The 25878-nt window shown below is 55.7% G+C and carries 21 protein-coding genes and 3 tRNA genes; 16 read left to right on the top strand and 8 right to left on the bottom strand.

Going from position 1 to position 25878, the window contains the following annotated elements; translation table 11 throughout:
* The first annotated feature begins 46 nt into the window (after positions 1-46).
* A complete protein-coding gene (locus SM755_RS00120; protein ID WP_006664785.1) occupies positions 47-850 on the top strand; it encodes a TrmB family transcriptional regulator in 804 nt (267 codons plus the stop codon).
* A gap of 5 nt (positions 851-855) precedes the next feature.
* On the opposite strand, the gene mptA is transcribed toward SM755_RS00120, so the two are convergent.
* Complete coding sequence (mptA, locus tag SM755_RS00115; protein ID WP_006664786.1) at positions 856-1794, bottom strand: GTP cyclohydrolase MptA; 939 nt, start codon at positions 1792-1794, stop codon at positions 856-858.
* 1076 nt (positions 1795-2870) lie between these two features.
* On the bottom strand, positions 2871-3272 hold the full coding sequence (locus SM755_RS00110; RefSeq protein ID WP_323170922.1) for a VOC family protein: 402 nt from the start codon (positions 3270-3272) through the stop codon (positions 2871-2873).
* Between the two features lie 221 nt (positions 3273-3493).
* Here SM755_RS00110 and SM755_RS00105 point away from each other — a divergent pair, with 221 nt between their 5' ends.
* The 3 genes from SM755_RS00105 (at position 3494) to SM755_RS00095 (ending at position 6452) form a co-directional block, all read left to right on the top strand.
* A complete protein-coding gene (locus SM755_RS00105) occupies positions 3494-4546 on the top strand; it encodes a nucleotidyltransferase domain-containing protein (protein ID WP_323170921.1) in 1053 nt (350 codons plus the stop codon).
* A 355-nt stretch (positions 4547-4901) separates the two neighbouring features.
* The gene (locus SM755_RS00100; protein WP_323170920.1) at positions 4902-5690 is read left to right on the top strand and encodes a DNA-directed RNA polymerase subunit epsilon; all 789 of its coding nucleotides are present in this window, start codon (positions 4902-4904) and stop codon (positions 5688-5690) included.
* Positions 5691-5819: 129 nt separating this feature from the next.
* Entirely contained in the window at positions 5820-6452 is a 633-nt protein-coding gene (locus SM755_RS00095; RefSeq protein WP_323170919.1) for a DsbA family protein, read from the top strand.
* Between the two features lie 30 nt (positions 6453-6482).
* On the opposite strand, the gene SM755_RS00090 is transcribed toward SM755_RS00095, so the two are convergent.
* On the bottom strand, positions 6483-7427 hold the full coding sequence (locus tag SM755_RS00090) for an NAD(+)/NADH kinase (protein WP_323170918.1): 945 nt from the start codon (positions 7425-7427) through the stop codon (positions 6483-6485).
* Positions 7428-7542: 115 nt separating this feature from the next.
* Between SM755_RS00090 and SM755_RS00085 the strand changes: the two genes are divergently transcribed.
* Entirely contained in the window at positions 7543-7782 is a 240-nt protein-coding gene (locus SM755_RS00085) for an amphi-Trp domain-containing protein (protein WP_006664792.1), read from the top strand.
* 43 nt (positions 7783-7825) lie between these two features.
* On the opposite strand, the gene SM755_RS00080 is transcribed toward SM755_RS00085, so the two are convergent.
* Positions 7826-7896, bottom strand: a tRNA-Gly gene (locus SM755_RS00080).
* A gap of 227 nt (positions 7897-8123) precedes the next feature.
* Here SM755_RS00080 and SM755_RS00075 point away from each other — a divergent pair.
* Positions 8124-8918 (top strand): NAD+ synthase, encoded by a 795-nt coding sequence (locus SM755_RS00075; RefSeq protein WP_323170917.1) that lies wholly within the window; start codon positions 8124-8126, stop codon positions 8916-8918.
* 100 nt (positions 8919-9018) lie between these two features.
* Here SM755_RS00075 and SM755_RS00070 read toward each other — a convergent pair whose 3' ends face one another.
* Positions 9019-9882, bottom strand: a complete 864-nt coding sequence (locus tag SM755_RS00070) for an enoyl-CoA hydratase/isomerase family protein (RefSeq protein ID WP_323170916.1) — start codon at positions 9880-9882, stop codon at positions 9019-9021.
* A gap of 60 nt (positions 9883-9942) precedes the next feature.
* On the opposite strand from SM755_RS00070, the gene SM755_RS00065 reads away from it, so the two are divergent.
* Both SM755_RS00065 and SM755_RS00060 read left to right on the top strand, forming a co-directional pair.
* The gene (locus SM755_RS00065) at positions 9943-10986 is read left to right on the top strand and encodes a hypothetical protein (protein ID WP_323170915.1); all 1044 of its coding nucleotides are present in this window, start codon (positions 9943-9945) and stop codon (positions 10984-10986) included.
* 214 nt (positions 10987-11200) lie between these two features.
* Positions 11201-11272: transfer RNA gene (locus SM755_RS00060), tRNA-Thr, on the top strand.
* A gap of 106 nt (positions 11273-11378) precedes the next feature.
* On the opposite strand, the gene SM755_RS00055 is transcribed toward SM755_RS00060, so the two are convergent.
* Entirely contained in the window at positions 11379-11690 is a 312-nt protein-coding gene (locus SM755_RS00055; protein WP_323170914.1) for a hypothetical protein, read from the bottom strand.
* 172 nt (positions 11691-11862) lie between these two features.
* Here SM755_RS00055 and SM755_RS00050 point away from each other — a divergent pair.
* The 7 genes from SM755_RS00050 (at position 11863) to SM755_RS00020 (ending at position 21413) form a co-directional block, all read left to right on the top strand.
* Positions 11863-11968: transfer RNA gene (locus SM755_RS00050), tRNA-Ile, on the top strand.
* A 276-nt stretch (positions 11969-12244) separates the two neighbouring features.
* Entirely contained in the window at positions 12245-13330 is a 1086-nt protein-coding gene (locus SM755_RS00045) for a hypothetical protein (protein ID WP_323170913.1), read from the top strand.
* The gene (locus tag SM755_RS00040) at positions 13327-15126 is read left to right on the top strand and encodes a hypothetical protein (protein ID WP_323170912.1); all 1800 of its coding nucleotides are present in this window, start codon (positions 13327-13329) and stop codon (positions 15124-15126) included. The genes SM755_RS00045 and SM755_RS00040 overlap by 4 nt, the downstream gene beginning before the upstream one ends.
* Entirely contained in the window at positions 15123-16094 is a 972-nt protein-coding gene (locus SM755_RS00035) for a hypothetical protein (protein WP_323170911.1), read from the top strand. Before SM755_RS00040 ends, SM755_RS00035 begins: the two co-directional genes overlap by 4 nt.
* Positions 16095-16157: 63 nt before the next feature.
* Positions 16158-17282 carry a DNA cytosine methyltransferase gene (locus SM755_RS00030; protein ID WP_323170910.1) on the top strand — a complete coding sequence of 375 codons (1125 nt, stop codon included), beginning with the start codon at positions 16158-16160 and terminating at the stop codon, positions 17280-17282.
* 1111 nt (positions 17283-18393) lie between these two features.
* Positions 18394-19641, top strand: coding sequence for an AAA family ATPase (locus SM755_RS00025; protein WP_323170909.1), 1248 nt, complete (start codon positions 18394-18396; stop codon positions 19639-19641).
* The gene (locus SM755_RS00020; RefSeq protein ID WP_323170908.1) at positions 19638-21413 is read left to right on the top strand and encodes a restriction endonuclease; all 1776 of its coding nucleotides are present in this window, start codon (positions 19638-19640) and stop codon (positions 21411-21413) included. Before SM755_RS00025 ends, SM755_RS00020 begins: the two co-directional genes overlap by 4 nt.
* Before the next feature lie 6 nt (positions 21414-21419).
* Here the strand turns inward: SM755_RS00020 and SM755_RS00015 are convergent, their stop codons facing one another.
* Together SM755_RS00015 and SM755_RS00010 are read right to left on the bottom strand one after the other, a co-directional pair.
* A complete protein-coding gene (locus tag SM755_RS00015; protein ID WP_323170907.1) occupies positions 21420-21806 on the bottom strand; it encodes a hypothetical protein in 387 nt (128 codons plus the stop codon).
* Between the two features lie 2 nt (positions 21807-21808).
* Positions 21809-25078: a DUF499 domain-containing protein gene (locus SM755_RS00010; RefSeq protein ID WP_323170906.1), complete on the bottom strand. Its 3270-nt coding sequence runs from the start codon at positions 25076-25078 to the stop codon at positions 21809-21811.
* Between the two features lie 136 nt (positions 25079-25214).
* Here SM755_RS00010 and SM755_RS00005 point away from each other — a divergent pair, with 136 nt between their 5' ends.
* A complete protein-coding gene (locus SM755_RS00005) occupies positions 25215-25856 on the top strand; it encodes a hypothetical protein (protein ID WP_323170905.1) in 642 nt (213 codons plus the stop codon).
* Positions 25857-25878 lie beyond the last annotated feature (22 nt).

The raw sequence follows: 25878 nt of genomic DNA, 5'->3' as shown, positions 1-25878 counted from the left end.
GCAAACCACCACAGCGTTTATGTTTCTTCGGTTGATTGCACAGATCATGGCCAGCCTCAGGGATCTCGGGCTTTCGGAGTACGAAGCGCGAGCGTATCGAGCGCTGTTGAACACCGGACCGACAACAGCCAAGGAGTTGTCACGCGCCAGCGACGTGCCGATGGGGCGCATCTACGACGTGCTAAACAGCATCGAGCAGTACAACCTCGTGCGAACCCAGACCGCGAGCCGGCCCAAGAAGTACGTCGCCGTCGAACCGTCGACCGCACTCGACCGCCTACTCGACGACAAGAAACGCGAACTCGCGGAGAAAGCGGACCAGTACGAGTCAATCGTCGACGACCTCTCCGATGAACTCGACGCGGCAGATCCCGTCGAGGAACAGTTCTGGACCGCCGCCGTCGGTCCCGAGGAGACGGTTGACCTCCTCATGGAGCGACTCGCAGCCGCCGACCGGCACATCGTCATGGTCGCCGCGGATCCCGTCCCCGAACGGGACGCCCAGACCGTCGGCGACAACGTGCTCGCGAAACTCGAGGACGCACTCGATCGAGGCGTCTCCGTCGATCTACTGATGACGCGACGGCTCGTCGATGCGCTCTCGAAAAACGTCGGCGAGCGCTATCGAACGACGCTCCAGGCACGGGACGATTTCGACGTTCGGACGAGCGCAGAAGTGACCGGCTCGTTCAATCTCATCGACGACACCGAAGTCTGCATCCAGGTTCCAAATCCGCTCTCCTCCGGCGATGCGTTCGGCATGATCGACCTCAAAGACCCCGAGTTCGCGGCGAACGTCCACGACGAGTTCGCCCCGCGGTGGGACGACGCCGAGCCGTTGACGTTCTAACCGCCCTACTCGGAGCCGTTGCCGTTGACTTCCTCGCGCAGAGTTTGCATCTCGACGACTCGCTCGGCGTGTGCGTTGTGCTGGTGGATCGACTCGTCGTTCGACTGTTTCATTGTGAGGACCGCATCGTCCGGCAGATGGCTGAACTCGGAGACGACGCCCTCGGCCATCGAGCGCACGCAGTCCTCGACGAACTTCGCGTCCGCGTGGGCCGCGTAGGTCATGTGATCCTCGTCCGGCCGTTTGGCCAGGTTGTAGATCCGCGCGCTCATCGAATCCCGCGCGATGTCGATGACGTCGTTCAGGTCGACCGCGGGATCGCCGCCCGACTCGACGGCGAGGGTCGCGTGTCCGCGCTGGGAGTGGCCCGGCTGTGGCACCTCCTCCAGGAACTCCGTGATCGTCTCCTCCTCGACGCCCAGGTCCTCGAGTGTCTGTTTCGCGCGTGCGGCCGACATTCCCTGCGAGCACGGACAGACAGTCATTCCCGTCACCGTCGCACCGATCTTCTCGCGCGTTCCCTCGTCCGTCGCCGTCGCCGAGGCGACGATATCGACGGTGTGTTGGGTCTCGCGGTCGCTCGCCGGCGTCTGCTCGCGGCGCATGAACTCGGCTTCCATCGAAACTTCGGCCTTCGACGTGTACTCGTGTTTCTCGAGCAGGCGTTCAGCGGCCTCGCCGCAGACCTCCTCGACCTGGTAGGCCTCCTCGCGGGTGGCATCCTCCAGGATTTCGTCGATAACCTCCATATTGCGGCTCATGTCCGCACCCTTGCGCCAGGCGGGGAGGTCGACGAAGACCTCGAACTCGGCGGTGAGGACGATCGGGCGCTTGTCCTCGCGAGCGATCTTGACGAGCTTTTCGACGCCGGTGACGCCGACCTGACTCAGGCCGACGGTGACGTCCGGCGACGTCGCCTGCACGTCCGGCAACTGGTGACTCATTGCCCGCATTCAGGGGAGCGGGCGATTATGCCTTTCGGAACGGTCAGTTCCCTCCAGTATCCCGCGTTGATGTCCTCCGGGCGGGGCACTCCGTCTTCCTGTCCTCGCGCCCTCGCATCCTCGCGTCGTTCTTTAAGTGCTTCTGGTCACAAGGTGTAGATACGACGGGTCACCGACGCGCCGTGTCGCGTCGGCTTTTCGCTATTGATCGGTGTGACTGTTCGTCCGGATACGGTCCCGCATAGCACCGGTCGAGTTCAGTATTGCGTTCGTTCTTTAAGTGTCTCTAGTCACAAGGTGAAGATACGACGGGAGGTCGTCGGTCTTCGAGTTCTCGACTCGGTATCTTACGTTCAGATAGTTCTTACTTCCCAGATGGTTCTCGGACCGGACGCTGCGCGGTGAACGCCGGGCTTATACACTGTCCAGTGACGGTGATTTCGGTGGGATTGCGCTGGAGTCGTTCGACCACTATTTCCAGGCGTTCCTCGACGCCGGATTCAATCTCGAGGAGGTCGTCGAACCGATGTTAACCGACGAGTTCGCTCGAGAAAACCCCGACGCGTATCGGGATTCACTGACGCGGGTGCCGGATTTTCTCTGTCTACGGGCGAGTCTTTGAGCGCGGGTCTTTAAGTGCGAGTTGAAACACGAGGCAGAAACGGAGACGGGCGGACTTCGGACCGGCCGAAGGACAGTTCGGCTTCGAACTCACAGCGTCCCCGTGTCGCGATTACGGGCCGAGTTCAGTGCGCGGCCGTCGAAAGGTGGTTTCGATGGTCGGTGGCTCTCGACCGACCGTTTTGAACTCGGATTCCCGCCGTGACACGAGGTGCACGACCGCGTGGTTGCGTGATCACGCCGAACACGAACTCGTGTTGGAGGGCGGCGCTTCTGACCGGTGCGCTTGGGTACGCCAGCCGAGAGCCGACGGCCGCGGAGACCGGCACTGCCCGGTAGAGCCGACAGTGGTCGGTCGCCGACGCGCTCAGCGGTTCAGACGGTCTGCTGTGACGATTTCCCATCGCGCTCGCCTGTCCTGCGGTTGCGCCGAAACTGACTGACCGCAGTCCGTATCAGTCGATATCGAGAACCGGGTTCCACGCGACCTCCCACAGGTAACCGTCGGGATCAGCGAAGTACCCCGAATAGCCGCCCCAGTCGGCTTCCTGCGCCTGTTTCACGATACGAGCGCCGGCGTCCGCCGCCTCGCGAAGCACCGTATCGACCGTCTCTCGATTCTCGACGTTGTGCGCGATGGTGACGCCAGCAAACCCGTCTCCCTCGGAAGAGACCGTCGCATCGTCGGCGAGTGCGTCCCGCGGATAGAGCGCGATCCACGTCCCGTCTAACGGGAAAAAGGCGGGGCCATCGCCCTCCCGTTCGCGCATCGGAAGTCCCAATCCGTCCCGGTAGAACGCGATAGCACGCGCCATGTCCGAGACGCCTAACGTGACGAGGGATACGTGTGGGTCCATACCACTGGTAGGCGCTTCCGAAGGAAAGCACTATCGCCACTGAACTCGTCCGTTTTCGGCAGGTAGACAGCCGTCGCAGTAATCCGGGCGGCGATCCGCCACGAGTTCATCAGTCTCGTTGCACCCGAGTTCCTTTAAGTGCCTCTGGTTACAAGGTGTAGATACGAACGGAGATCCGCGGATTACCGTTTTCTTCTTGGCCGGTCATCAGTGGCAGTGTGATGTCTCCACCGCAATCGGTTCCAGCACCCGTCCGCGAAGCCGTCGAGAGCCATCTCGCGAGCATCGAGCGAGCCCACCACGTTACGACCCTCGTCGCAGTCGCTCGGGGAAGCCACGCCTGGGGCGGCGCGAGTTCGGCGAGCGACTACGATGTCGGCTTTGTCTTTGCTCCAAGCGATCTCGGTCGGTACGCGCATCTCGAGGGGCCACCGGAGACGATCGTCGAGGAGCGACGCGGTGGCGAGCCCGCTGGTGGTGGCGCTACCAGTGTCGCCGCCGAGTTCGAGTTCGACTGCGACTACGACTATCAGGGTTGGGACATTCGAACATTCGCGCGCCTGCTCGTGAACTCGAACGACGGGGCGATCGATCTGCTCCGGAGTCCGATTCGATACCGGCTCGCGTGTGATCGCGCCGTTCTCGATGCCCTCCGGACGTACGTCGAGCGGACCTACAACCCGATGGATCTCTACCACGCCTACAGGGGGATTGCGACGAGCAACTACCGCAAGTACGTCTCCAATCACCTCGTCCGCAGCGACGACGAACTCTTCCCGATTATCGAGGAGACGGCGGACGGGTACGTCGTCGAAGCGGCCGATGCGGCGAGCGAGAGCGACAAAGCGGGCCGGGGACGGGACGAAGGGGAGAGCGAGAGAACGATGTTCGTTGCCGATGACAACGAGCGGTTCAGTACCACGCAGACGAAGCCGACGGTCAAACGAAACCTCACCATCTGCCGGGCAGCGATGGCCGCTCGCTACCTGCAAACCACCGGCGATCGCGGCGACCACGACCTGCCAGCGCTCGCGTTCGAGACGTTCCTCGACGATCAAGCGCCGGCCGTCTTCGAGCGCGAGCGCATCACCCTCGCGCGGACGTTACTCGAGCGGAAACGTCGCGGCGAGGGCGACGCCCACATCGGTGACGCCGTCGGCCGCGAGTTCGCCACCCCGCCGGCTGAACTCGATCCCGCGGTACACGTCCGATCGGGGCCCGACGCGGCGCAGTTAGACGAGTTCGTCGACGAGTTGCTCGCGGCGGTCGAGTAGCGTCGCGTATTTCCGTCGTCTTTTCCCGTCGTCATTTAAGTGCTTCTGGTCACAAGGTATAGATACGACGGGTTACTGACGCGCTGTATTGCGTCAGCTCTCTTTCGTTCGTTTCGATCGTCGGGTGGTATCGTCTCTTCGAAGCCAGTGCTGGAAACGACGATCGAGACTGCGGGTGTTCTTTAAGTGCCTCTGGTCACAAGGTGTAGATACGAAGGGCTTTTTGGCGCTCTCGATCCACTCTCTCGGAGCGTTTGCTATCGCGCTGTATAGCTGTCGGATTAATCATCAGTTCCGCTGAAACGCTGCGAAAACGAGCGAGCCTTTTTCAGTCTCCCTGTCCGAGCGACAGACAATGCAAGACGACGGTACAGACCCCGGTCCCGGTTCAGTCCCCGAGCGGGCGGGAACCGTCACCGCCCGCCCGGACCGCCCCCGCGAGCGGCCGTTAGAGACGCGCCCCGGTGCTGGTACGCTCTCCCGTGCGGCCGCAAAGCGGGATACGACCGTCCGCCAGTGGGGTGTCGTGACGCCGAGTGCGACCGTCATCGGGCGCGCGGAGTCGCCTGAGGCGGACCTCTCGGAGAGCGTTCGCCGCCTCCACGACGAACAACACGCCGCGACGCCCGGCTACAGCGAGCGCGCCCACCACCTCGATCGACTGCGGACGACTCAGGCGCTGTGTAACGCGCTGGAACTGACGCCCTGGCAGCGCGATCTCGCGCTCGGCGTCATGGACGAAATCGACCTCACCGAGTTCGGCAGCCAGCGCGCAATTCCGAAGGTCGCGCTGGTCGTCATCCGCCACGTGGTCGATGTCGACCGGCGGGCCTACTTCGGACTCGACGATGTCGACGCCCAGGCCCTCTCGGCCGATCGAATGGACGAACTGTTCGGCCAGTATCGCGCCCACGACATTACCGAGGAGTCGACGTTCAAGCGCCTCGCCGCCACGCACGGCCTCGATACGACGAGTCTGAACCGGCTGCGTCGCGTGTTGAAGTCCCAACTGGAAGACGAGTTGCCGGCCTACGGGCGGAATCCGTACCGCGATCCGAATCTGCCGGCGACGACCGATACGGACACGGACACGAATGAAGGCGACGCGGACGCGAGCGACGACCAACCGCCGAACGAAAAGTAGCGACGGCGGGCAGAGAACCGCAAACGGGGCGGTGGTGCGCCAATAACGCGAGGGACACCGCCCGGACCGGGGAGAACGGCCGGTTCCCCCTTCCATCGGCTTTTCCGTTCGGATCACCTACCCCCGTCGATGACCGCCGACTCCGACGGTGACCGGCTCGAACTGTACGCAGACTACGTCTGTCCGTTCTGCTATCTCGGCACCCGCTCGCTCGCACAGTACCGCGAAACGCGCGACGAACCGCTCACGGTCGAGTGGCACCCGTTCGACCTCCGCTCCGGGAAGCGAAATCCGGACGGCTCGATCGACCACGAGGCCGACGACGGCAAGGACGACGCCTACTTCGAGCAGGCCAAGCAGAACGTCGAACGGCTGCAAGACGAGTTCGGCGTCGAAATGACGCAGGTGTTTGCCGGCGAGGTCGACTCGCTGCCGGCCCAGCAGGCCTCGTGGTACGTCTCCCAGGAGTATCCCGACCGGTGGGCCACGTTCGACGAGGCGATCTATACCGCCCTCTGGCAGGACGCCCGCGACATCGGTTCGCCCGACGTCCTGGCTTCGCTCGCTGAATCCGTCGACCTACCCGTCGACGAAATCCGTTCGGCAGTCGACGACGACGGCCTCCGAAGCGAACTCGAGGACCGCTTTCGCAGCGCACAGCGCCGGGGTGTCTCCGGCGTTCCAACGTTCGTCGTCGACGGAACGGCAACAAGCGGTGCCGTTCCGCCCGAACACCTCGCCCGACTGGTCGAACAGCGCTGACGACGCTCGCCACATCCGACGCGAAGGACACTACCCTAACTTCTCGAGCGCCTCGAAGAACTCGACCTGCGGGCCGACCAGCGTCACCGGTTCGGGCGCGGCCGAAACGGTAACCGTCGCAGGCGGGTCCAACCGCTGTCGATCGCGGCCATCGCTGATGACGTATGCGGTCTCAGCGTTCGTCACCGAGAGCGTGACCTCCGTCTCGGCATCGACGACCAGCGGAGGCATGCTCTCCTCCCCAGCCGCGGCCATCTGTGTGACGACGAGCGAGTTCGCCGTCGGGTGAACCAGCGGACCGCCCTCGCTCAGGTTATACGCGCTCGATCCGGTCGGCGTCGAGACGAGCACGCCGTCTGCATGGCCCTCGACGTACTGGCGGCCGTCGACTCGAACGTCGATCGTCGCGCCGCCGCCGTGACCGCGCCGCGGCCCGTGGACGACGATCTCGTTGAGCGCCGGATCGAGCGTCCAGCGGCCAGCCGTAGGCGTCTCACCCGTCGATCCGCCGGCTTCGTCTCCACCGTTCCCAGTCGCTTGCAACCGCACGAGTTCACGCTGTTTGGTGGAACGGTCGGCGTCGCTCCGAAGGTGTTCGACGACGGCGGGAACGACGGTGAGCGCATCGTCGGGGGAGACGGCGTTGAGAAAGCCCACTTCGCCGAGGTTGACGCCGAGAATTGGCGTGTTCCCGACCTCGCGGGCGACGTACAACAACGTTCCGTCGCCGCCGATACTCACGACGAGGTCACAGTCCGCCATCGCGTCAACCGGGACGCCGGACTGGTCTATATGCTCGGCGGTCAGTTCGTCCACGACGGTGGCGTCGTCGGAGGGGACGCCCGTCTCGTCAGCCGCAAGACGGTCCTGCAATGCCACGGCGAGGTCCCGCGCGCGTTCGTTAGCGCGCTGGGCGACGATTCCGACGGCGGCATTCCCGGTCGCGTCTGCGTCTGCGTCCGCGTCGTCTGCCATCGCCCGCGACTACCCGTGCAGACGACAAAAAGCCACGCCTCGCGACGACAGTAACAACGGACTAGCCGCCCGTTCGCTGTCCATACTTTTCCGACGCGGCCGGTCACTCCCGCACATGGCACAACGCACGACGACGGATGAGTCCCTTTCGCGAGAGGAACTCGCGACGTACTTCGAACACCTGGCGGCGGAGTTTCGTTCGGGTGACGAACAGATCGATATCGAAGTCGGCAATAAAACGGTGACGCTCAACCCTCCGGAAACGATCGATACCTCGATCGATGTGGTCGAGCGGTCGACGATGTTCCGCGGCAACCACGAGACGGTGCGGGTCGAACTGAACTGGAAACCCTGATAAGCGGCGCTATGGATCCCGGGGTTGTAGTCGTACGCTCCCATGCGCTGGCCGGGAATTGAACCCGGGCTATGAGCTTGGGAAGCTCATGTCCTACCACTAGACCACCAGCGCTCGGTCGTGTCGTACCGCAACGCGTCGAGTGTAGCGCCACTCGACGTGACTATCGCAGTCTATTGGTCGATCACACTTGAACGTAGCGCTCTCGGGTGCACGTTCCGTTTCCCGTGGCCCCCACGACTGCTCGCGACGCTACCATCACCGCCACACAGAATTGACCGGTTGGTCAGTTTTTGTCCACGTGGGCAGCCTATTAGACACCCGCACTCATACAGTGGACTATGATCGACCCTCGTTTCTCGGAGGCCGAACTGGACCAGTGCCGCGAACACATCACGTCCTTCATCCGCGAGCAGATTGCAGCCGCAAACGCCGACGGCGCTGTCCTGGGTCTCTCCGGCGGGATCGACAGCACGCTGACCGGCCATCTGGCAGTTGATGCGCTCGGAGCTGACAACCTCCATGCGCTCGTGTTACCCGCGACCGTCAGCGGTGACGAGAACATGAGCGACGCCGAGCGAGTCGCCCGAGAACTCGACATTACGTACGACGTGATCGAAATCGAGCCGCTTATCGACTCGCTGCTTACGGCCTACCCCGAGGCGAAAGGCGATCGCGAGGCGGTCGGCAACGCACGCGCTCGCGTTCGAGCCGTGCTGAACTATCTCGTGGCGAACCACGAGAACCGGCTCGTGCTGGGAACCGGAAACCGCAGCGAGGCCGCCGTCGGCTACTTCACGAAGTACGGGGACGGCGCAGTCGACTGCCACCCGATCGGCAACCTCTACAAGGCGCAGGTCCGCCAACTCGCCCGCCACGTCGGCGTCCCCGAAGACCTCGCATCCAAGACCGCAACCGCGGAGTTGTGGACCGACCAGACCGACGAGGACGAGCTGGGAATCAGCTACGAGACGCTCGATTCGATCCTCGTCACTCACATCGACGGCCCCCTCTCCGTCGCTGCAACCTGCAGAGAACTCGACGTAACGCCCGAGACAGTCGACCGCGTCCGCGAGATGTACGAACGCAGCGAGCACAAGCGACGGGCACCGCCGTCACCGGACCCGCTCACGTAACTCCCCGTCGACGAACTGGCTCCCCCGATAACTCCCCTCGCAGGTGAACTCGGCCGGCTCGCCGCCACAGAGGTAGATCCCACGTGACCAGCCAGCGCCGTTACTCAAGCACCGACCCGATATCCTCGGCGTGGCGAGCAACGAGTTCAGCGAACGCCTCGGCTTCGCGTCGTTCCTGCGTTTCCCGCTCGCTATCGTCCCGAACCCGACGCTTCAGCACCGCCAGTGCGTCACCCGGGTTGTCAGCGATCGCCTCAGCAACCGTCCGCGGATCGTCCTCGAGACGCGAGATGAGTCCCAGTCGCAGCGCCTCCTCGGCGTTGATGGTGCGACCCGACAGGGCGAACTCGAGCGCGTTGCCCCGCCCGACGAGTTCGGGAAGGCGGACGGTGCCACCCCAAGCGCCGAACAGGCCGAACGTCACGCCCGGTTCGCCGTAGGTCGAGGCGGGCGTCCCGACGCGCACGTCGCAGGCGAGCGCGAGTTCGAGACCGCCGCCCATTGCCGGCCCGTCGATACCCGCAACGACGATCGCCGGCGAAGCCTCGATAGCGCGAGCGGCGCGCTGTCCCAGTCGCGCGAACTCGCGTGCCCGTTCGCGGTCGCCGTCGAGGTCGTTCACGGCGTCGAGGTCGGCGCCGGCACAGAAGGCGGGGCCACGGCCGCGAAGGTAAATAACGGGTGCCGTCGGTACTGATCGAGCGCCTGCCGCCGACGGCGACTCCCCGCGGTCGGCCGATGGGAGGGACGTTTCCGACACCGGAGGCGAAGGAGAGGTCGAAGGCGAATCCGGAGCCGAACCAACGGATTCGATCGCAGCCGCCAGCGCATCGAGTCCCTCGATCGTCAACGCGTTTCGGGCATCGGGACGATCGAGCGTAATCGTCACTATCCGATCCGACGACTCCGGCTCCGACCGCGACCCGTCACCGTCAGCAGCGCCCGGATCGTCAATGTCGATCATGACAGGAGTCGATCCGGCGTTTCCAAAGGTCTTTGCCTCCGCCCTCGTAACATCCTGCTAATGGACAAGGCCGACTCCTGTCGGCGTGCTGCCGTCGACGCTCTCGCGGATGTGGAACCACCGCGATTGGCTTCGCTCCTCGATACCGTTCTGGAGGACGCCTCGATGCTCCCAGGCGTCCTCACCATCGAGAGCGCCACGATACACACACCCGAACTCTCTAGCCCCCTCGACGATTCGACTTCAAAGAGCGATCGAGAGCAAGACCACCCCCAGCGCCGAGATACCGACCGGCCCATAGAGTCCACCGAACTCGACACTGACACACTCCTCACCCACGCCGCCGGCGTCCAACTGATCTACGAGGGACTCCGACTCACACGTGAACTCGCACACGAAGACTCCTGGTGCAGCGACAGCGCCCACGCGAATCAGCCCACACCCGCGTCCCAGTCCCAATTACAATCACAATCACAGTCACAGCCAGAGCCAGAGCACCACCCACAGTCACAGGCTCAATCTCAGTCAGATCCCCACTCTCAGCCCCAATCGAAATCGCAGTACACCGACGATCTCACAATCCTCGCCGCAGACATCCTCGTCGCCCGCGGCTTCTCCCTGCTCGCCCGAACCGACGCCGCCGACAAAGCCGTCCACACCGTGCAGGCCTTCGGACGCGACCAGACCAGACGCACCGAACTCACCAATACACCCACACCCCCGCCCGCAACCTCTACAGCGAGCACACAACCCAGCACAGCCGCCAACCCAACCGCCGAAACAACCTCCTCAAAATCCACCACGTCCGCAAACACCGCAAAGACAACAAAGGCAACGCTCTCCTCCCACTCAATCAACACCAATCTCGAACGCGATATCCTCGAACTCGCCGTTCGCACCGGCGCAGCCACCGCCGACACATCCCCCTCCGCTTTCGCCCTCGAACTCGCAACCACCCTCACCGACACCCTCCTCCCCACCGACACCTTCCTCCCAACCTTCCCCCCAGTCACGGACGGTCTCGCTGAACTCGGCCATCTCGCTGCCGATCAAAATCACGAAAAAAACTCGGCCGGTTGTGCCCCATCTGCAACCGATCCATAATCCCGTTCTCCCAGTCGTCCTCACTCAAGTGCAGCTGAACTCGGCCAGTTATCACCATTGTTTCGTACCGAAAGCCAGCACCCACCACCAGTGGCGATGCCAGCACTCCAAACTATCGGTCTCCCAAACCTGAACTCTCGGAGTGAAATCGCATGACACGGCTGCTGTAGATGGAAAGGGATATAACCCATGGCACCACTCCATCTAAACGCGTGCCTGGGTAGCTTAGCGGTAAAGCGCGTCCTTGGTAAGGACGAGAGCCCGGGTTCAAATCCCGGCCTAGGCTTCGTTTCTCTCAATCAGTTCGGTATTCGTAACAGAACAATAGCGATACGGCGTCGAGTTCAGTAGCGACAGTCAAATAGTCGTGAACGCTGTCGTTGAGGATGTACCTACCACGTCTCGATTCGTCCCGCACGGATATCCTCGACACAGCCTTCACAGTCCGGATGGTCTGCTTCGTAGCACGCTGGACGGTACTGATCGTCGAGCATTGCTGCTCGGCGTTCTGCATACCGTCGGCAGACGATCTGTGCCCGGCCTTCGCTATCGGAGGGGAGTTGGCGAGCGTTTTTGGCCACTTCATAGGCCTGCTGGGCTTCTTCGAGTTGGCGATCGGTCGACCCCCGAACCTGTTCGTACTGCTCGCCTGCCGCCTGAAGTTTCGAACGCAGGAACTGCGTGAGTCGACGACGATCCGACATACGCAGTAGTATCCGGTCGCCGACCACATAGGCCCGTCGCTGCCCAGAGCTGTTGTAGCTGTCGGTAGTGTGATCGGTTCCTCTCGCAACGTTGTCGAGACCAATTTGCTACACCAAGACGGAGAGTAAGGGTTAACTACAGGCCACGTTTTTCTCTGCATAGACGGAAAACGGGCCCTTAGCTCAGTCTGGTTAGAGCGCTCGGCTCATAACACGATCGCATCGATGCGGTCATGTGAGATACCGAGTGGTCGATGGTTCGAATCCGTCAGGGCCCATCCAGAAACTGCACGGTTCTGAGCCAACGTGTTTTCGGGATACAGCGATTGTATCCCTTATTTTCTGATTTCGGGTAGTGATTGGCCCTCGAGTCGTGTTCGGAGTTCATCCAGCTGTTAGACACGGGTCGCTGTCGTCGTGCCTTCTCCCATAACCGAGGTATCGAAATCAGTTAATCAATTGGCTATTGACTCGCTCTAGCATGCAACCAACTAGTCGGAAAACTATTAAGACCGTTCATCACCTGCTCTACAGACAACGAGTCCTCATATACGATGTCGAATATTAGCTTGGAATCCGAATTAGAAAAGACGCTTCTAGAACTTGCAGACGGCTCTGATAATGCAGAAGAGTTTCTAGACCAATATAAACAAACTAAGAGGCACCTTCAAAGGGAGATGTATCCTTGGGTCCAATCTAATTGTAATTGGTTTACCGATCATGGTGAACAACATATTGCTGCAGTTATGAATCAGGCAAGTAGACTGTTGGAGAACGAACTCAGAGATTTCCAAAGTGGCGATTTGAACGAACTTGATCTCTTTATTCTTCTCACTGCAATTCTTTGGCATGATGTTGGGATGATTGTAGACCGTACAGACCATGAGCGGATATCAACAGAAGTAGCAGACAGGTTCCGGGATATCGCTTTCCCGTCTACATCAATCAAGGCGACTACCGATGATATAATTAAGGCCCACCGGAATAAGGCTGGATTGGACATTCCCCAGCGGGATTCTGTATTTAATATCGGAAACGAGATATATAAAGTATACCCAAAAGATCTTGCTGGAATTTTAAGATTTGCCGATGAGATTTCGGAAACACAAGAGCGAGTATCTGGTGATTCGTGGATACGAGAATCCGTGCCTGACGAAAGTGAGCTATTTTGGCGATATGCCGAAACGGTCCAAGGATGTTATCCCCATCTGAACGGAAAATCAGTAAACCTGAACATTGAGGTAGGATATAAAAAATCTATTAAAATGTATCCGTGTCCTGACTCATTCAAAGAAAGGGCAAATGATGACGGTGAAATATCTTTGATTGAATATATGATTTGTCGTCTTGAAAAATTAGTGAACGAATTAGCGTACTGTGAACGATATTTCAATAGATACGCTGAGATTCGGGAGGTACAAGTCGATATTACGGTTCGAGATGATTCGCATACTATCATCCAGGAGGTTAACGAGACTCTTGCAGCAACTGGGCTAACTACGAAAGGGACCTATCCAGACGTCAAAATATATGATGATTTCTTCGAAGAGTACTCAGAGTGGAAACCAGATCAACTTCCTGATCCGAGTGAAGTGAATTCTTCTATTACTAGACTACCGCATCAAGGTGATGGACAATGATAGATCTCTCTGAGAATCCCTTTGCTGTACACAGTCCAGATGCTCTAAAGGATGTTCCTGCAGAAACAATTGTTGAACTTTTCATAGAGGAACACACCCAACTCGATAACGTAAAAGAACAAAAACACACCTTCATATGGGGGCCAAGAGGTTCTGGAAAGAGTTTCATGCTTAGATATTTAGAGCCACAGTGTAGATTCGTTGAGCATGGATCCCCCGACAAATTCTTCAACAGCGATCAACCATTCATAGGAATATACACCCCATGTAAAAAAGGAGAGATTGATAAAACGGAATTAGATCTACTTGATGATAGAGCCTCCCAGGTTATATCTGAACATCTTCTTAACTTAACTGTAGCAGAGGAAACATTGTCAACCCTCTCAACTCAATTCCCAAGTGATTATTTTGATGACGAACGTTTAGTAGAATTTTCGAAGGATACTATCGGACTTTTTGATAGTGGTTCAATTACATTGTCACGAGAGTATGCTTCTGAACGGTTTGATCAAGAAGAGTCGCCAATAGATTGGTTACAAGAAGTTTTCACCTCTGAGAAGAGACATATAGCACACTATTTACAAGAACTTTCATTGAACTCAGATGCAAAGTACACTGGTGCCACAAGCGGATACCACGATTTTCTCTTACCCTTAATGTCTAGTCTACAGGATTTATTGGGACGGAAAGATATTCCGATCTATATTTTCATCGATGATGCGTTCCATCTTTTCGAGGGGCAACAAGAGGTAATAAACACATGGATTGCAAACCGAGATCAAAGCACTTTGTGTGTGAAAATCTCCTCTAGTCGAGATCGTTACAAAACCTTTGAAACGACAGGTCGTGGAATGATTGAGTTGACCCATGATTATACGGAAGTTGATTTTGATGAACTTTATACAGGAAAGGATAAGCAATATTCAAAGAAAGTCAGGGAGATTGTGGAGAAGAGGTTAGAATTGTCGGACGTGCCTACCGACGATATTGCTGAATTTCTCCCATATCGGGAGTTTGAGAGGGAAAGACTAGAAGAAATTAAGGATGAGTTAGAGGAGGAATGGATAGAGAAAAGTCAACCAGGTCGGAGATCAGACTACATTTCACGCTATGCTAAAGCTCGTCTATTCCAGGAATTGGCGGATGGGAAAACTGAGAAGTATTACTCTGGATTTGATGAAATCGCACATATTTCTTCGGGAGTGGTCCGTAACTTCTTGGAACCCTGCCAGCTGATGTTTAACGAAGTGAAGCGGGGAGGAAAAGAGGTTGAGGATATTGATCACATACCTCCAAAAATTCAGCACGAGGTTTTAAAGCAAAACTCGGAGGATTTCTTAAAAGAGGCCCCTGAAAAAATCGCTAAAAACCTCCCCCCAGAAGATATGGAATATCTTGATAGCCTTCAGACATTAATTAGGTCTCTCGGGGAACTATTTTATAATCGCCTTCATGACCCGGACTCGCGTGAGCCAAGAGTGTTTTCATTCACAGTACGTGGAGAAATCCCAGAAGATTCAGACATTAATAAGGTATTGGAGATCGGCCAGCGGATACGGTATTTTAATGTTAGTACTTACAGCACAAAGGAAGGTGGTGGTCGTTCTGACTGGTACATTCTAAATCGGAGACTGGCACCAATGTTCAAATTGGACCCGACTGGATTCGAAGGTAGAATAACCTTGACTCCAGAATTACTTGAGTTAGGATGTCAAGATCCTCGTGAATTCGTCCGCCGCCGTTTGGATATTGACCAAGAGCAGGAATCCTTGAGAACATTCATGGAGGAACAATGAGCAAAAAGACTACCGAATCTGGCCAACTGGGAGATGAATATACAATCAATACAATAGATGATAACAACCCTGATGATCTCTACTTTACTAGTGCCGGTTTTGAAGAGAGAACTCTAGCTGCGACTGAGTCCCTTGATTCAGATTATCGAGCAGAGTGGGGTATTATATATGTAAATAAGGAGTATTTTGAGCGATCAAACAAAGAAACAACTAAAGAACATCTTAAGAAGTTGCAAAAAAGTCTTGAGCAACATTGTGACGAAGTAGATGTCTTGATGGGGAGTTGGTTAGAGGCTGACGAGCAACTATTCACCCTTCGAGATGGACTTCAAGTTCTCACGGGCCGAAACAGCTTAGATATTACAGTAGATATCACTACCTTCAATCGGGAAGCGCTACTCGTATCATTCAACATCTTATATTCTTTGAGCAACAATATTACGACAAGGATCCTCTATGCAACTCCACAAGAACATGGTGAGTGGCTGAGTAGTGGATATCGATTAGTTCGAAATATTATAGGCTTCGCTGGCATACAAAATTCCAGCAAACCAACACTATTAGTGATTCTATCCGGTTTCGAACAGGACAGGGTGATCAATACGATTGAAGAAACCGAGCCTGCAAAAGTTTTAATGGGTATTGGGGATCCACCTACGAAAGAACATTTCCTCGACGAGAATAAACAAAGACAAGAATTGGTTTTAAATAGACAAGACACTGAGAGATTTTATTTCCCTGCTAATAGTATTAGCGGATCACGCCAAGTGATTGATGACCTAATATCTGAATATTCCGACGAGTATAATATTCTTCTGAGTCCAATGAGTACTAAACTATCTACTCTAGGAGCATGGGATACAGCCAGAAACTCAGAAGAAGTACAAGTATTATACACTGTTCCTGGAAACTATAACTTGGAGAATTATTCATCAGGCATTGGATCCCTGTATGTTAACTGGATCTAATTCCATGGCGGCTCTTAAGTCAATATATAATTTAAAGTGGGCCGCAGCGAAACACCAAGATAGATGACGAGAACGGAACTGGAAAATGTTGTAGATATCTTCTGTGGTGCGGGTGGACTAAGTGAGGGGTTCTCTGAAGCAGGATACAATATTGTAACAGGTATAGATAATAATAAGCATTCAATTGATACTTTTAGGAGAAATCACAGCTGTGAGCCGATCCTAGGTGACATCAAAGAAGAAAAGATCGTTTCAGATATTCAGAAATCAATAAATAAGAACGGATTCAGCCTTAATGAAATCGATCTTGTTATGGGTGGCCCCCCTTGTAGAGGATTCTCAATGGCCAATGTCAATTCAGATTCTACAGAACATCCGCTAAATGATCTCCCAACTCGATTCTTAGAAATTGTCGAAGAGATTGATCCAGATGCTGTTTTAATAGAAAATGTCCCAAGATTGCTTACTATTGCGGATGGTAAATTTAAACAATCAATCGAAGATCGGTTGGAATCTTTAGGGTATAATATTGCATATGGTGTTCTAAAAGCAGAGAAATTCGGGGTGCCACAAAAGCGACGCCGAGTGTTCTTTCTTGGTCATAAATACATAGAGCCTGAATTACCAACACCAGATGAGTTCAGCTATGACTTTGAGTTACCAGTCTCTGTGAGCAGAGCTATTTCAGACCTGCCTAAACTACCGACAGGTGGTGGAGGAGAAATAGAAATGGAATATATAGCTAATGAGTCTGAAATAAGTGATTATGCGGCAGAGATGAGGATTGGTGAGGAAGATGGTCTACTAATGAACCATAGGACCACGAAGAATCAAGAAAAGACATATATGAGATTTAAACACATCCCTCAGGGAGGGAACTGGAGAGATATTCCAGAAAATCTGATGGGTAATTACTCCAACCGTCAACGAACACATGATCACATATATCAACGGCTAGTCGAAGAAGAACCATCAAAAACTGTGGCGAATTTTCGTAAGCAGATGATAGTACACCCAACCCAAGATCGGTTGCTCTCAGTGCGAGAAGCAGCAAGATTACAAGCATTCCCTGACAATTATCATTTCAAAGGAGAGAGTTTCAACGCAAGACAACAAATGGTAGGTGATGCTGTGCCAGCCAAATTGGCTTATGCAATCGGAAAAAAACTACTGAAGACAACCTCATAGATCATGAAGATAAATTCTCAAATCCCTTTTCTAAAGGTGATTTAGGGTTGGCACTAACTCTCATTCCTGAAGGATCTACTACAGATCAACTATAACTTGGATGTTGACGTGTTCCCTGGATACCACCAAACCATCCCTCGAGCACCCACTTTCTTACATTCCAATATCCCCTCTTGCTCGAGTTTCTCCAACCGATCTCGAACACCTCGATGCGTGATATCAAAATTCGAAGCCACTTCTGACGTAGTCAGAACGGGATCAGAACTCGAACGAAAGACGTCGAGGATATCGTCGTCAGTGACTGTCGGTTTCCGACCAGGGCCATCGCTCATTATGAAAATCCCTGGTTAGATCGTAGTTAGCCATTTATTCTCTTAAGAGAACCAACTATCATTAGTTCTTTCAAAAGAACTAATTTGGTGAATGGGGTTGCAAACGTCCATGCAAGAGACCACTTGGAAAATCCCCTTCGGAGCACAGCCGACCCGCTCTCCCAAGTCCAATCAACGAATTCACTATGGGACGTAACAACTGCGGTGACGACTATCTCTCGAGGGTGTATCACTCCCTCAGAGCACCACGACGTCGTTACGTGATCGAGTTGGTTGCAGAGGGTGATGGAGACCTCTCGGTTCGAACCCTCGCTCGAGAAATCACTGCTCGAGAGCAAGATATTCCGTTGGAATGCGCGACTGGTGAGCCGTATCGCAACGTGTACAATGCACTGTCTCAGACGCATCTATCAACCCTATCGGACGCCGACGCCATCATCTATGACTCCGAGCGGCAGACTGTAGCCGCTGGACCGAACCTCACGATCTCTCTTCTTCTGAGCAATCTCAACCGAGCTGCGTTCCGGACATTACAGAATCTCGAGTACGTGAGTTCCGATGGATCCGACTCATAAACACAATCACCTATTGATCAATTGACTCTTTCGTGTGGTCCTCACTTACATGGTCAACAATCAAATAAAATATCTGTACGTGTAGTATCTTGCAGGTCCAACGTAGACCAAGTTCAACTAAAGATCGAACCCAGTTGGTTCGAGACATCAAAATCATCTACTTGAAGGCATGCTTATAACATTCCAGTGAAAACACAGCCATCAATGAGTAGTTCATCGGAGGGCGAGTATTCCATAGAGGACGTGAAAGATGATCTTGATGTCCTTCGCGCAGTAGATGATCGGGTCGTTGAAGCTATCGAGGGTGCGGAAAACGAGAAAGTCATAGAGTATATTATCAATGAACAACAGCTTGACCTCCATCACGAAGGGGATCAAGGTGTTGGACGAATCCGCCAGGCCGTTCTCAAATCCTCGACGGCCTCACAGGACTTGAAGCGCACCGTCATTACCCGCGGTGACGACACGCCAGAGACTATTCTCGTTCCCGATGACGTGGAGCGGAATGCACGAACTGCTCTGCGTACTGGGAAACCCGTCGTCCTCTATGGGCCGACCGGCACAGGGAAGACGACGTTCGCCAAACAGCTCGCGCTCCGGCACTGCGTCGGCTACTCGCTGCACACGGCCACTCCCTCATGGACGGCCAAGGATATCATCGGCGGTATCGGGCCAAATCTGACCGGTTCCTCGGGCTATCGGTCGCTGAATTATGAAACGGAACTCGGTGCCGTCTCGGACGGCGTCAAGCGATCGCGTGACTTCGATATCTCATACGCGGTCATCCTCGACGAGATTACACGAGCCGATATCTCTCAGATTTTCGGACCACTGTATACTGCCATCGAGAACCGAAACCAGACGCTCATTGAGACGGACGATGGAGAGACTATCGAACTTGACGAGGGCGTGAGCATCATCTGTACGATGAACATGTCCGACCGGACGGTCAACGAGCTGGATAACGCCATCACGCGTCGGTTCGCGATGATCGAACTTGACGAGTACGAGGACGACGACCGTCGGGCACTATTCGAGGGATGGCTCGAGGACAACCTCGGAGACATCCCGCTCATCGGAAACGACGATCTTCTCGATCTCTTTGAGGCTGACTACGACGGCATCAACCACGGTTCCGAGCAAGCGTCTCGAGGCCCGATTATGCGGTTCGGTCCGATGCATTACCGTGACGTAACGATCTTCCTGCGTGAGGCCCTCCAAGACGAGGCCCTGTACATGGACGCCCCGGAGGAGGCTGTCGGACAGGCATTCCGTACGTTCATTGTCCCGCGGCTGTTGAACTCGGCGGCCTTCCCGCAGATTGAGCAGATCGAGGAACATTACCGGGCACTCGACAACGACTTTAAGATGTTCGACCTTGCGTCAGCAGCCGATCTCGCCAGCCGAGAACTAGAGGCCGAACGTCGCCGAATGGGATCCTACGAGCAATGAGCGTCTCTGATCCGGATGCATCGTACACCTACCAACCCGGGACGTTCAGCATACCCGAGCGCGGTGAAATCCGTATTGAGGGGTGTCCGACCTCGATCGACGACCAGCTCCGCCGGGCCTCCTTCGATCAGGAGGCCGACAATGTCTTCGTAAAGACACAGGAGTCGCTCGACGATAGCGACAAGGAGTATCGGGTCGTCAAGGTTCGGCTCGACGGCCCGGTGATGCACGTGACCGCGCGTGATAACGTGGGAATCGTTAGTCTCACGCCCAGATCGAAGCTCCATATCGAGCCGAAAATCGACTGGGACTACATCTTTGATATGCTACTGGCGGTTCACGGCCGAAAGCGGTCGGTCGAGTACCACGGCGTCCCTCTCGATGAGTTCCGTACTGAGGACGTCGATCTGGAGGATGTCTTCCTAATCTTGGCAATCAACTACCTCAATGGGCTCGAAAGCATCCACCGTGATGGATTTGTTCGACAACTTGAGACGCGTCGTGCCGACCTCGAACAGCCACGAGGTGTCATCGACATTGAACAGTCGTTAGTCAATCAGGCGGAAGGACGTGCTCAACAGCACTGTCTGTTGAAGGAGGTCAACTACGACAACCCAGCCAACTCGCTGCTCCACTACGCGGGAACGCACCTACTTCGACTCTTTAGACAGTACGAGAACAAGTACGACCATCAGGCGTACTACCACGTCTTCTCGCAGGTGCATCAGGAGGTGAGCCATCTTGAGGAACTCAATGTCACGAGCAATCGCCGACGGATTCCCGAGTATCGCCAGTTTTCGCTCTACGACCTTCCGAAGCAACGCCATTACTACCGACAGGCGATCGAGGTTTCGAAGGCAATCGTAGCTTCGTCTCTCGGAACGCCGGCGATGGAGGGTGACCGAGAACTGGTTGTGGACTACGTGTTGAATATGGAGTCACTGTTCGAGCAGTATTCACAGGTCGCTATCGAAGACGAACTGGATGTGATCAAGGGCTACGACCACCTCAACCAGACCGAGAACGTCTCGGCCGTTAGGTCGCCGACGCTCCAACCCTTCGAGAACGAAGGGCAGGTGTACCACCAGCCAGATCACGCTGTCGAGGAGGGCGACGAGACGCTGGCCGTCCTCGACTCGAAGTACTATGCCGAGGGCAAGGATCCGGTGAAGAGCGGCGGCTCACGATCGCGGCTTTTCAGCTATGCGTACCTGCTCGACACATCTCGGATGGGGTTCCTGACACCACTTGGCGAGCCGCGGATGAGGACGGTCTCACAGACGGAGGCAGAGTTACAAGTTATCTCGCCCGACAGCGACCAGTTCTCGCTCGATGGATACCACGACTGCATCCGCGACTATCTGCACGAGGCGATCGTCGAGGTCTATTCAGTTATAGATGTCTTCCGTGCCGTCAAGGAACACGCCCTCTGCCTCGATCAGAACGACGCGTCCGCGCTGGATCGTGTAACTGACCCCGACGGGCCGTTTGACTTCAGTAACGTCCACGAGTTTTCTCTTCGAGTGGTCAATGCGGCTGCCGACACACTGTCGACACAGTATCGGTCGCGCTCCGATCTCGAGCAGGGTGGGAAGTGGACCCGACGGCAGATCGAGACGCAATGCAAGGAGCATCCGCCGGAATCAACCACATGTGTTCCGGTTTTCCGGAGCGAAGGATACAAAGAACGAATTGACCTGTACTTCGTGACGCATGGCGAAGACAGAACGCCCACGGACGTTTCCGTTGCTGACGACTTTCGTCTCCTCTGAGTGACCTCAGAACGGAGCAGTGAGCCAGCCGCTGCTACGACGGTCGATCTGTGGGCCGAAAATACGACTGAGTCGATGGAGGTCGCCGCCAGTCTGCAGTTCGAAGTCACGCTGCCGCCGCTGGAACGAACCATCGATGGCGAACTGAATAGTTGGTAGCGGATGTCGGTTCTCAAGGGCATTACCACACCGATCCATCAGTGCCGATAACTCGGTTACCGCATCGTCGTCTTCAAATACGTCGTCGAGACCGACGACACAGAGTTCGTCCGGGACGTCGTTCTCGCGGAGCATCTCCTCGAATTCTTCGACAGGAACCTGATGATCGAAGAGGTCGTACTCGCCCTTAACGACGATGTTGTACTCGCCAGGGAGTTTGCCGTGTTCAACCATTGTTACTCGAAGTTAATTTCGACAGAGATATTTGATGCCTCGTCGGGCATGCGTTCGAAGAGGTCACGCACCTTTGTGAAGTCCTCACCGGATTCGAGAGTCAGCTTCGTCATCGACTCCTTGATTCTCGCGGAGCCTTGGAGTGGCCCGGGAATCCCCATCCGATTTGCGAGTTCAAATCTGACTTCCCCGTAGGTTACTTCACCGGACTGTTCGTCTGCACGCCACTTTCGCCGCAATGCAGCGACATCATCACCATCAAACTTGAATCGCCAGCCGCCACTCGGGATTCGGAATTCGTATCCCGGTGACCAACGTGCCGGATCACCCGATCCATCGGAAGCCCCCGAACCGACAACGTACTCAGGTTCTGCTTCGCGGCCCAGATTCTGCAAGAGGAACGTCTGGACGGCGTTCTCAGAAACAGACGAGTCAAACCGTTCAATCACGCTCCCAACAGTGAATTTGTCGTCACCGTCGAGTTCCGAGATGTATTCGAGAATCTGTTCACCGACTTCGTCCGACACTACGGGAACGAGCGTCACGTCCGTTGGATTGCGGTCATTGAGCGAGTCTTCATACTCGCGATCGATTTCGATGAGATAGTCGTTGACAAGGAAGTCCGTCACCGCCTCGCGAAACGCTCGTTCGGTCTCGTCACCGGGAAGGTATGACGCTTCATTGCGACGGATCTCTTCGAGGATACGGTGGGTGTTTGCCCGACCGCTTTCTTCCAAAGACTCTCGAATACGTTCCCGCACCTCGGGAGTACCGATATACTCGGCTTCCGAGATGTCGCGAATCGTCGCGTCGGACTGAGCCTTCGAAACGACCTCAGTGTCGCTGTAGAGGACATACTGGTCGTCCTGTGCGAGGCGGCCGGCAGCTGTCATCACCGTGTCGTGGCCGTCACCTTCCAGCCAGATCTCGGTGTCCTCGAGGAGTTCGAGTTCGAAGTTTCCGATGTCGACTGCCTTCGTTCCGCTCCCGAATCGCTTCCGGAGTTCCTGCACGACATCTTCGTCTGTCCATCGTTGTACGTCGCTCTCATTGAGGATCGTCGTGTCGAGGGAGCAGCCCTCTAACGACTCAGAGAATCCATTGGAACCGTGAGTGATCACTGGCTTATCCTTGAGCGCGTCGACGGCCGCGTCCACTACACCGTTTGGACTACCAGGAATCGGGTAGGTTGGTTGGCGGAGGAACTGTTCGTAGATGTCCTCAATACTGGCTTCGCCCCGGCGGTCGAGCAAGTCTTCGACAATTTCCCAAACATATCGTTGGAGGTCAATCCCCTCTGCGGAGACGCTGTCAGCGACGTCGCCGGCGTTGAGCGGTTCTCCTTCGGAGACGAATACGTCGAGATCCATCTCCGCGGCCAGATTAAACTCGTTAAGGAGATCGTCGCCATCGAGGATCTCCCCGTAGGCGAGTTCGACGCGGTCGCGGAGTTCGCGCTGTTCATCCTCGCGCTGGCGCTTCACGGAGAAGCGAATCTCGTCGTCCAGCGAGTCGTCGTCAAGGACGCGTTCGGCTCCCTCGATGTATCGGGCCTTTTCGATGAATCCGGTCCCAGACTCGATCTTCTTGTCGCCGCTCGGCTGGACGAACACGAGCGTGTTTCGCCATTCGCGACCGGGACTACCATCGGCGTTCTTGATGACCGTCTTGACCTCATCCGGTGTCCAATCGCTGGCCTTGATGACTACCTTGACGTCGCGGCTATCCGGTACCTGCTTGAGGTCGTCGTCAGTGAACCCGACAGGGTAGGCGTTTGTCCCGAAGACTTGCTCGACAGTTTCGGCGATCTGGCTGAGCGCAATCCTCTCATCGATATCCGTGGCCTTGTTCTGGATGAGTGCGTTCGGGTTCTGGCGATCGCGAATGGCGTACTTGCCGTTGAGTTTATGGAGGTACCACGCGACGCCGTAGAGTTGCTCGAGGTTCAGGACGATGTCCGAGACCAGATCACTTGTTTGATAGGTTCCCATCACGATCTCGGCCTTGCCTGCGCCCTCGCCCTCGTCCGGCTTGAGGCTGTAGAGAAGGATTGTATTCAATATTCGGCGACCGTAGGGGATTGTGTCGGGGTTGACGCGGTTCCGGATGTCATCGACACAGACGCCCGGACGGTCGATATTGATCCGCGTCAGTTCATCGTCGAATAGGACGGCATCAATGTCGCCGTGCGTGACCAGATCAGTCTCCTCGATGAGGAGGGACGCGTCCTTGTCATCAGGATCTGCTTCGGGGTCAGCGGCGGTCGTCAAAATCTTCGAGAAGAGGTAGATCATCCCCCGCGTGTTCTGATTCCCCTCGTCAGCGTAGTAGCGCGTTTCGAGGGCGTTCAGGAGGACGGGGTGAAACGGGTACGTGTTGCGTATTTTCCCTGCGAGATCACTGGGAATATCGGAGTCCGGCACGTGATCGTTTCCGGCGTACGCATCCACGTAGCCTGAGACGACCTCATCGACAGCATCCTCGTCAATGTCGTCAATGAGGCGGTGGCGAATGACTTCTTGCTTGCTAACCTTGCTGCTCATGTTGACCTCAGAGGCACTTTCCCTGTCGAGGATACGGTGAACGTCAGAGCCCTTCCTGAGGACGGAGACGATAGCGAAGATCTCACTGTCATCGAGGTCGGCTGTCTCGAGGAACGCTTGGAGGAAGCCGCGGTTGCGCTTCTTCCGGTCGCCACTCAGCGGCTCGAACCAGTCCTCGAGTTCGTCCATTAGATACGCGACCGTGCGACCGTCGACTGCTTCCTGAATCGTTTCCATATCAGGGTACGGGTCGAGGTCGCTATCGGAGGGTTCGTAGTCGAGAACATCGAAGAACGGTTCCCAAAGGTAGTCCGGCTGGCGTTGCTGGAGCGAAACGGTGATGGCTTCCGAGTTCTCGTCGGCGGGCAACGCATCGCTGAAGCCGTCGACGTGATCGTCGCCGAACCCGCCGGCAGCTTCAGGGTCGGAAAAGCAGTGATACATCGCCACCATCTGGTGAGACTTCCCACTCCCGTACGGTCCATAGAGGATGTGCGTGCCGTAGTTGGCGTCGCCACGAAGGGTATCTCGGAGGTCGACGAATCCCTCTCGCAACCCCTGTGTCATCAACGTCCTGTCGAAGAACGTAGACGCGTCGGCCTCAAACTCGTCGTCCTCGTCAACATTGTAGAGTTTGACTTGACCGTCAATCTCGCCTTCTTCGCGGAGTTCCCGGCTTATTGTGACCGTATCCGCAATCGTTCGTGATAGGGATTCCGTGCTGGCCATTTGATGTCATAGACACCGTATGTTGACCGCTTAAGTACTGTGTCTTATCGCTCATTCATAGTTCACGCCGGGAACGGTGGGAGGGTTGGTCAGATTCAACAAAGGAATTATTATATAAGAAAGACACTTTTGACCTATGCTGCTTCACTTTGTGGAAGATGACGAATACGCCTTCTATTTTCCAGATGCTTCTGATTTTGATCGACATTGGAAGGAAGCGCAAGCCGATCCCAACCAGAACTATCACGTCAAGGCAACTTTGCGTTCTGTATTTGATTGGATTGAGATTGCGGAGGCGTTCGGCGAACCACCACAAGACAAAATTTTGGATTTGATAGAGAATTCAAATACCGAAAGTCAAGCGCTAGTCGCAGCCAGTGCGGCCGTCGAATGGCACGAAAAGAGTGGACGTGAAGCCTATGATAATGCTCGTGCAGCAATTTCCCTACTTGATTGGGCATACGACGATGCTATCGAACGAGGGTGGAATTCAGTTGCTCTATTTTGTCTCCAGAGAATTACTGGTCTCGCAAACCAGATTAACTCCGCAGGTTCCATAGAGGTGAAGAGAGCCGTCAATCTGATTGAGACCACCACCGAAACATCTGATGTCCATCTCGGAAATCTCTCTGAGTTGCTGAAACTGCTTGTTGACAACGAATCAATTCTCAATCCACAGGGACAACACGAAAAACGAGCATTCGTATTGTGTATTAAACAAGCGGCTCTGGTGAATCGCCATACAGCGGTTGATTTGGCTATGTTGCGGCACGCTTGATGTTATGAACGACACATTTCAA

This window comes from Natrialba sp. PRR66 (assembly GCF_034808065.1).
Lineage (GTDB): Archaea > Halobacteriota > Halobacteria > Halobacteriales > Natrialbaceae > Natrialba > Natrialba aegyptia.
The sequence above is the reverse complement of the archived record's forward strand: the minus strand, read 5'-3'. Positions and strand labels throughout refer to the sequence as shown.

What these genes read in the sequence shown, in the direction of transcription:
- SM755_RS00120 (WP_006664785.1), top strand. Translation starts at nt 47, where the DNA reads ATGGCCAGCCTCAGGGATCTCGGGCTTTCGGAGTACGAAGCGCGAGCG.
- mptA (WP_006664786.1), bottom strand. Translation starts at nt 1,794, where the DNA reads ATGAGTCACCAGTTGCCGGACGTGCAGGCGACGTCGCCGGACGTCACC.
- SM755_RS00110 (WP_323170922.1), bottom strand. Translation starts at nt 3,272, where the DNA reads ATGGACCCACACGTATCCCTCGTCACGTTAGGCGTCTCGGACATGGCG.
- SM755_RS00105 (WP_323170921.1), top strand. Translation starts at nt 3,494, where the DNA reads ATGTCTCCACCGCAATCGGTTCCAGCACCCGTCCGCGAAGCCGTCGAG.
- SM755_RS00100 (WP_323170920.1), top strand. Translation starts at nt 4,902, where the DNA reads ATGCAAGACGACGGTACAGACCCCGGTCCCGGTTCAGTCCCCGAGCGG.
- SM755_RS00095 (WP_323170919.1), top strand. Translation starts at nt 5,820, where the DNA reads ATGACCGCCGACTCCGACGGTGACCGGCTCGAACTGTACGCAGACTAC.
- SM755_RS00090 (WP_323170918.1), bottom strand. Translation starts at nt 7,427, where the DNA reads ATGGCAGACGACGCGGACGCAGACGCAGACGCGACCGGGAATGCCGCC.
- SM755_RS00085 (WP_006664792.1), top strand. Translation starts at nt 7,543, where the DNA reads ATGGCACAACGCACGACGACGGATGAGTCCCTTTCGCGAGAGGAACTC.
- SM755_RS00075 (WP_323170917.1), top strand. Translation starts at nt 8,124, where the DNA reads ATGATCGACCCTCGTTTCTCGGAGGCCGAACTGGACCAGTGCCGCGAA.
- SM755_RS00070 (WP_323170916.1), bottom strand. Translation starts at nt 9,882, where the DNA reads ATGATCGACATTGACGATCCGGGCGCTGCTGACGGTGACGGGTCGCGG.
- SM755_RS00065 (WP_323170915.1), top strand. Translation starts at nt 9,943, where the DNA reads ATGGACAAGGCCGACTCCTGTCGGCGTGCTGCCGTCGACGCTCTCGCG.
- SM755_RS00055 (WP_323170914.1), bottom strand. Translation starts at nt 11,690, where the DNA reads ATGTCGGATCGTCGTCGACTCACGCAGTTCCTGCGTTCGAAACTTCAG.
- SM755_RS00045 (WP_323170913.1), top strand. Translation starts at nt 12,245, where the DNA reads ATGTCGAATATTAGCTTGGAATCCGAATTAGAAAAGACGCTTCTAGAA.
- SM755_RS00040 (WP_323170912.1), top strand. Translation starts at nt 13,327, where the DNA reads ATGATAGATCTCTCTGAGAATCCCTTTGCTGTACACAGTCCAGATGCT.
- SM755_RS00035 (WP_323170911.1), top strand. Translation starts at nt 15,123, where the DNA reads ATGAGCAAAAAGACTACCGAATCTGGCCAACTGGGAGATGAATATACA.
- SM755_RS00030 (WP_323170910.1), top strand. Translation starts at nt 16,158, where the DNA reads ATGACGAGAACGGAACTGGAAAATGTTGTAGATATCTTCTGTGGTGCG.
- SM755_RS00025 (WP_323170909.1), top strand. Translation starts at nt 18,394, where the DNA reads ATGAGTAGTTCATCGGAGGGCGAGTATTCCATAGAGGACGTGAAAGAT.
- SM755_RS00020 (WP_323170908.1), top strand. Translation starts at nt 19,638, where the DNA reads ATGAGCGTCTCTGATCCGGATGCATCGTACACCTACCAACCCGGGACG.
- SM755_RS00015 (WP_323170907.1), bottom strand. Translation starts at nt 21,806, where the DNA reads ATGGTTGAACACGGCAAACTCCCTGGCGAGTACAACATCGTCGTTAAG.
- SM755_RS00010 (WP_323170906.1), bottom strand. Translation starts at nt 25,078, where the DNA reads ATGGCCAGCACGGAATCCCTATCACGAACGATTGCGGATACGGTCACA.
- SM755_RS00005 (WP_323170905.1), top strand. Translation starts at nt 25,215, where the DNA reads ATGCTGCTTCACTTTGTGGAAGATGACGAATACGCCTTCTATTTTCCA.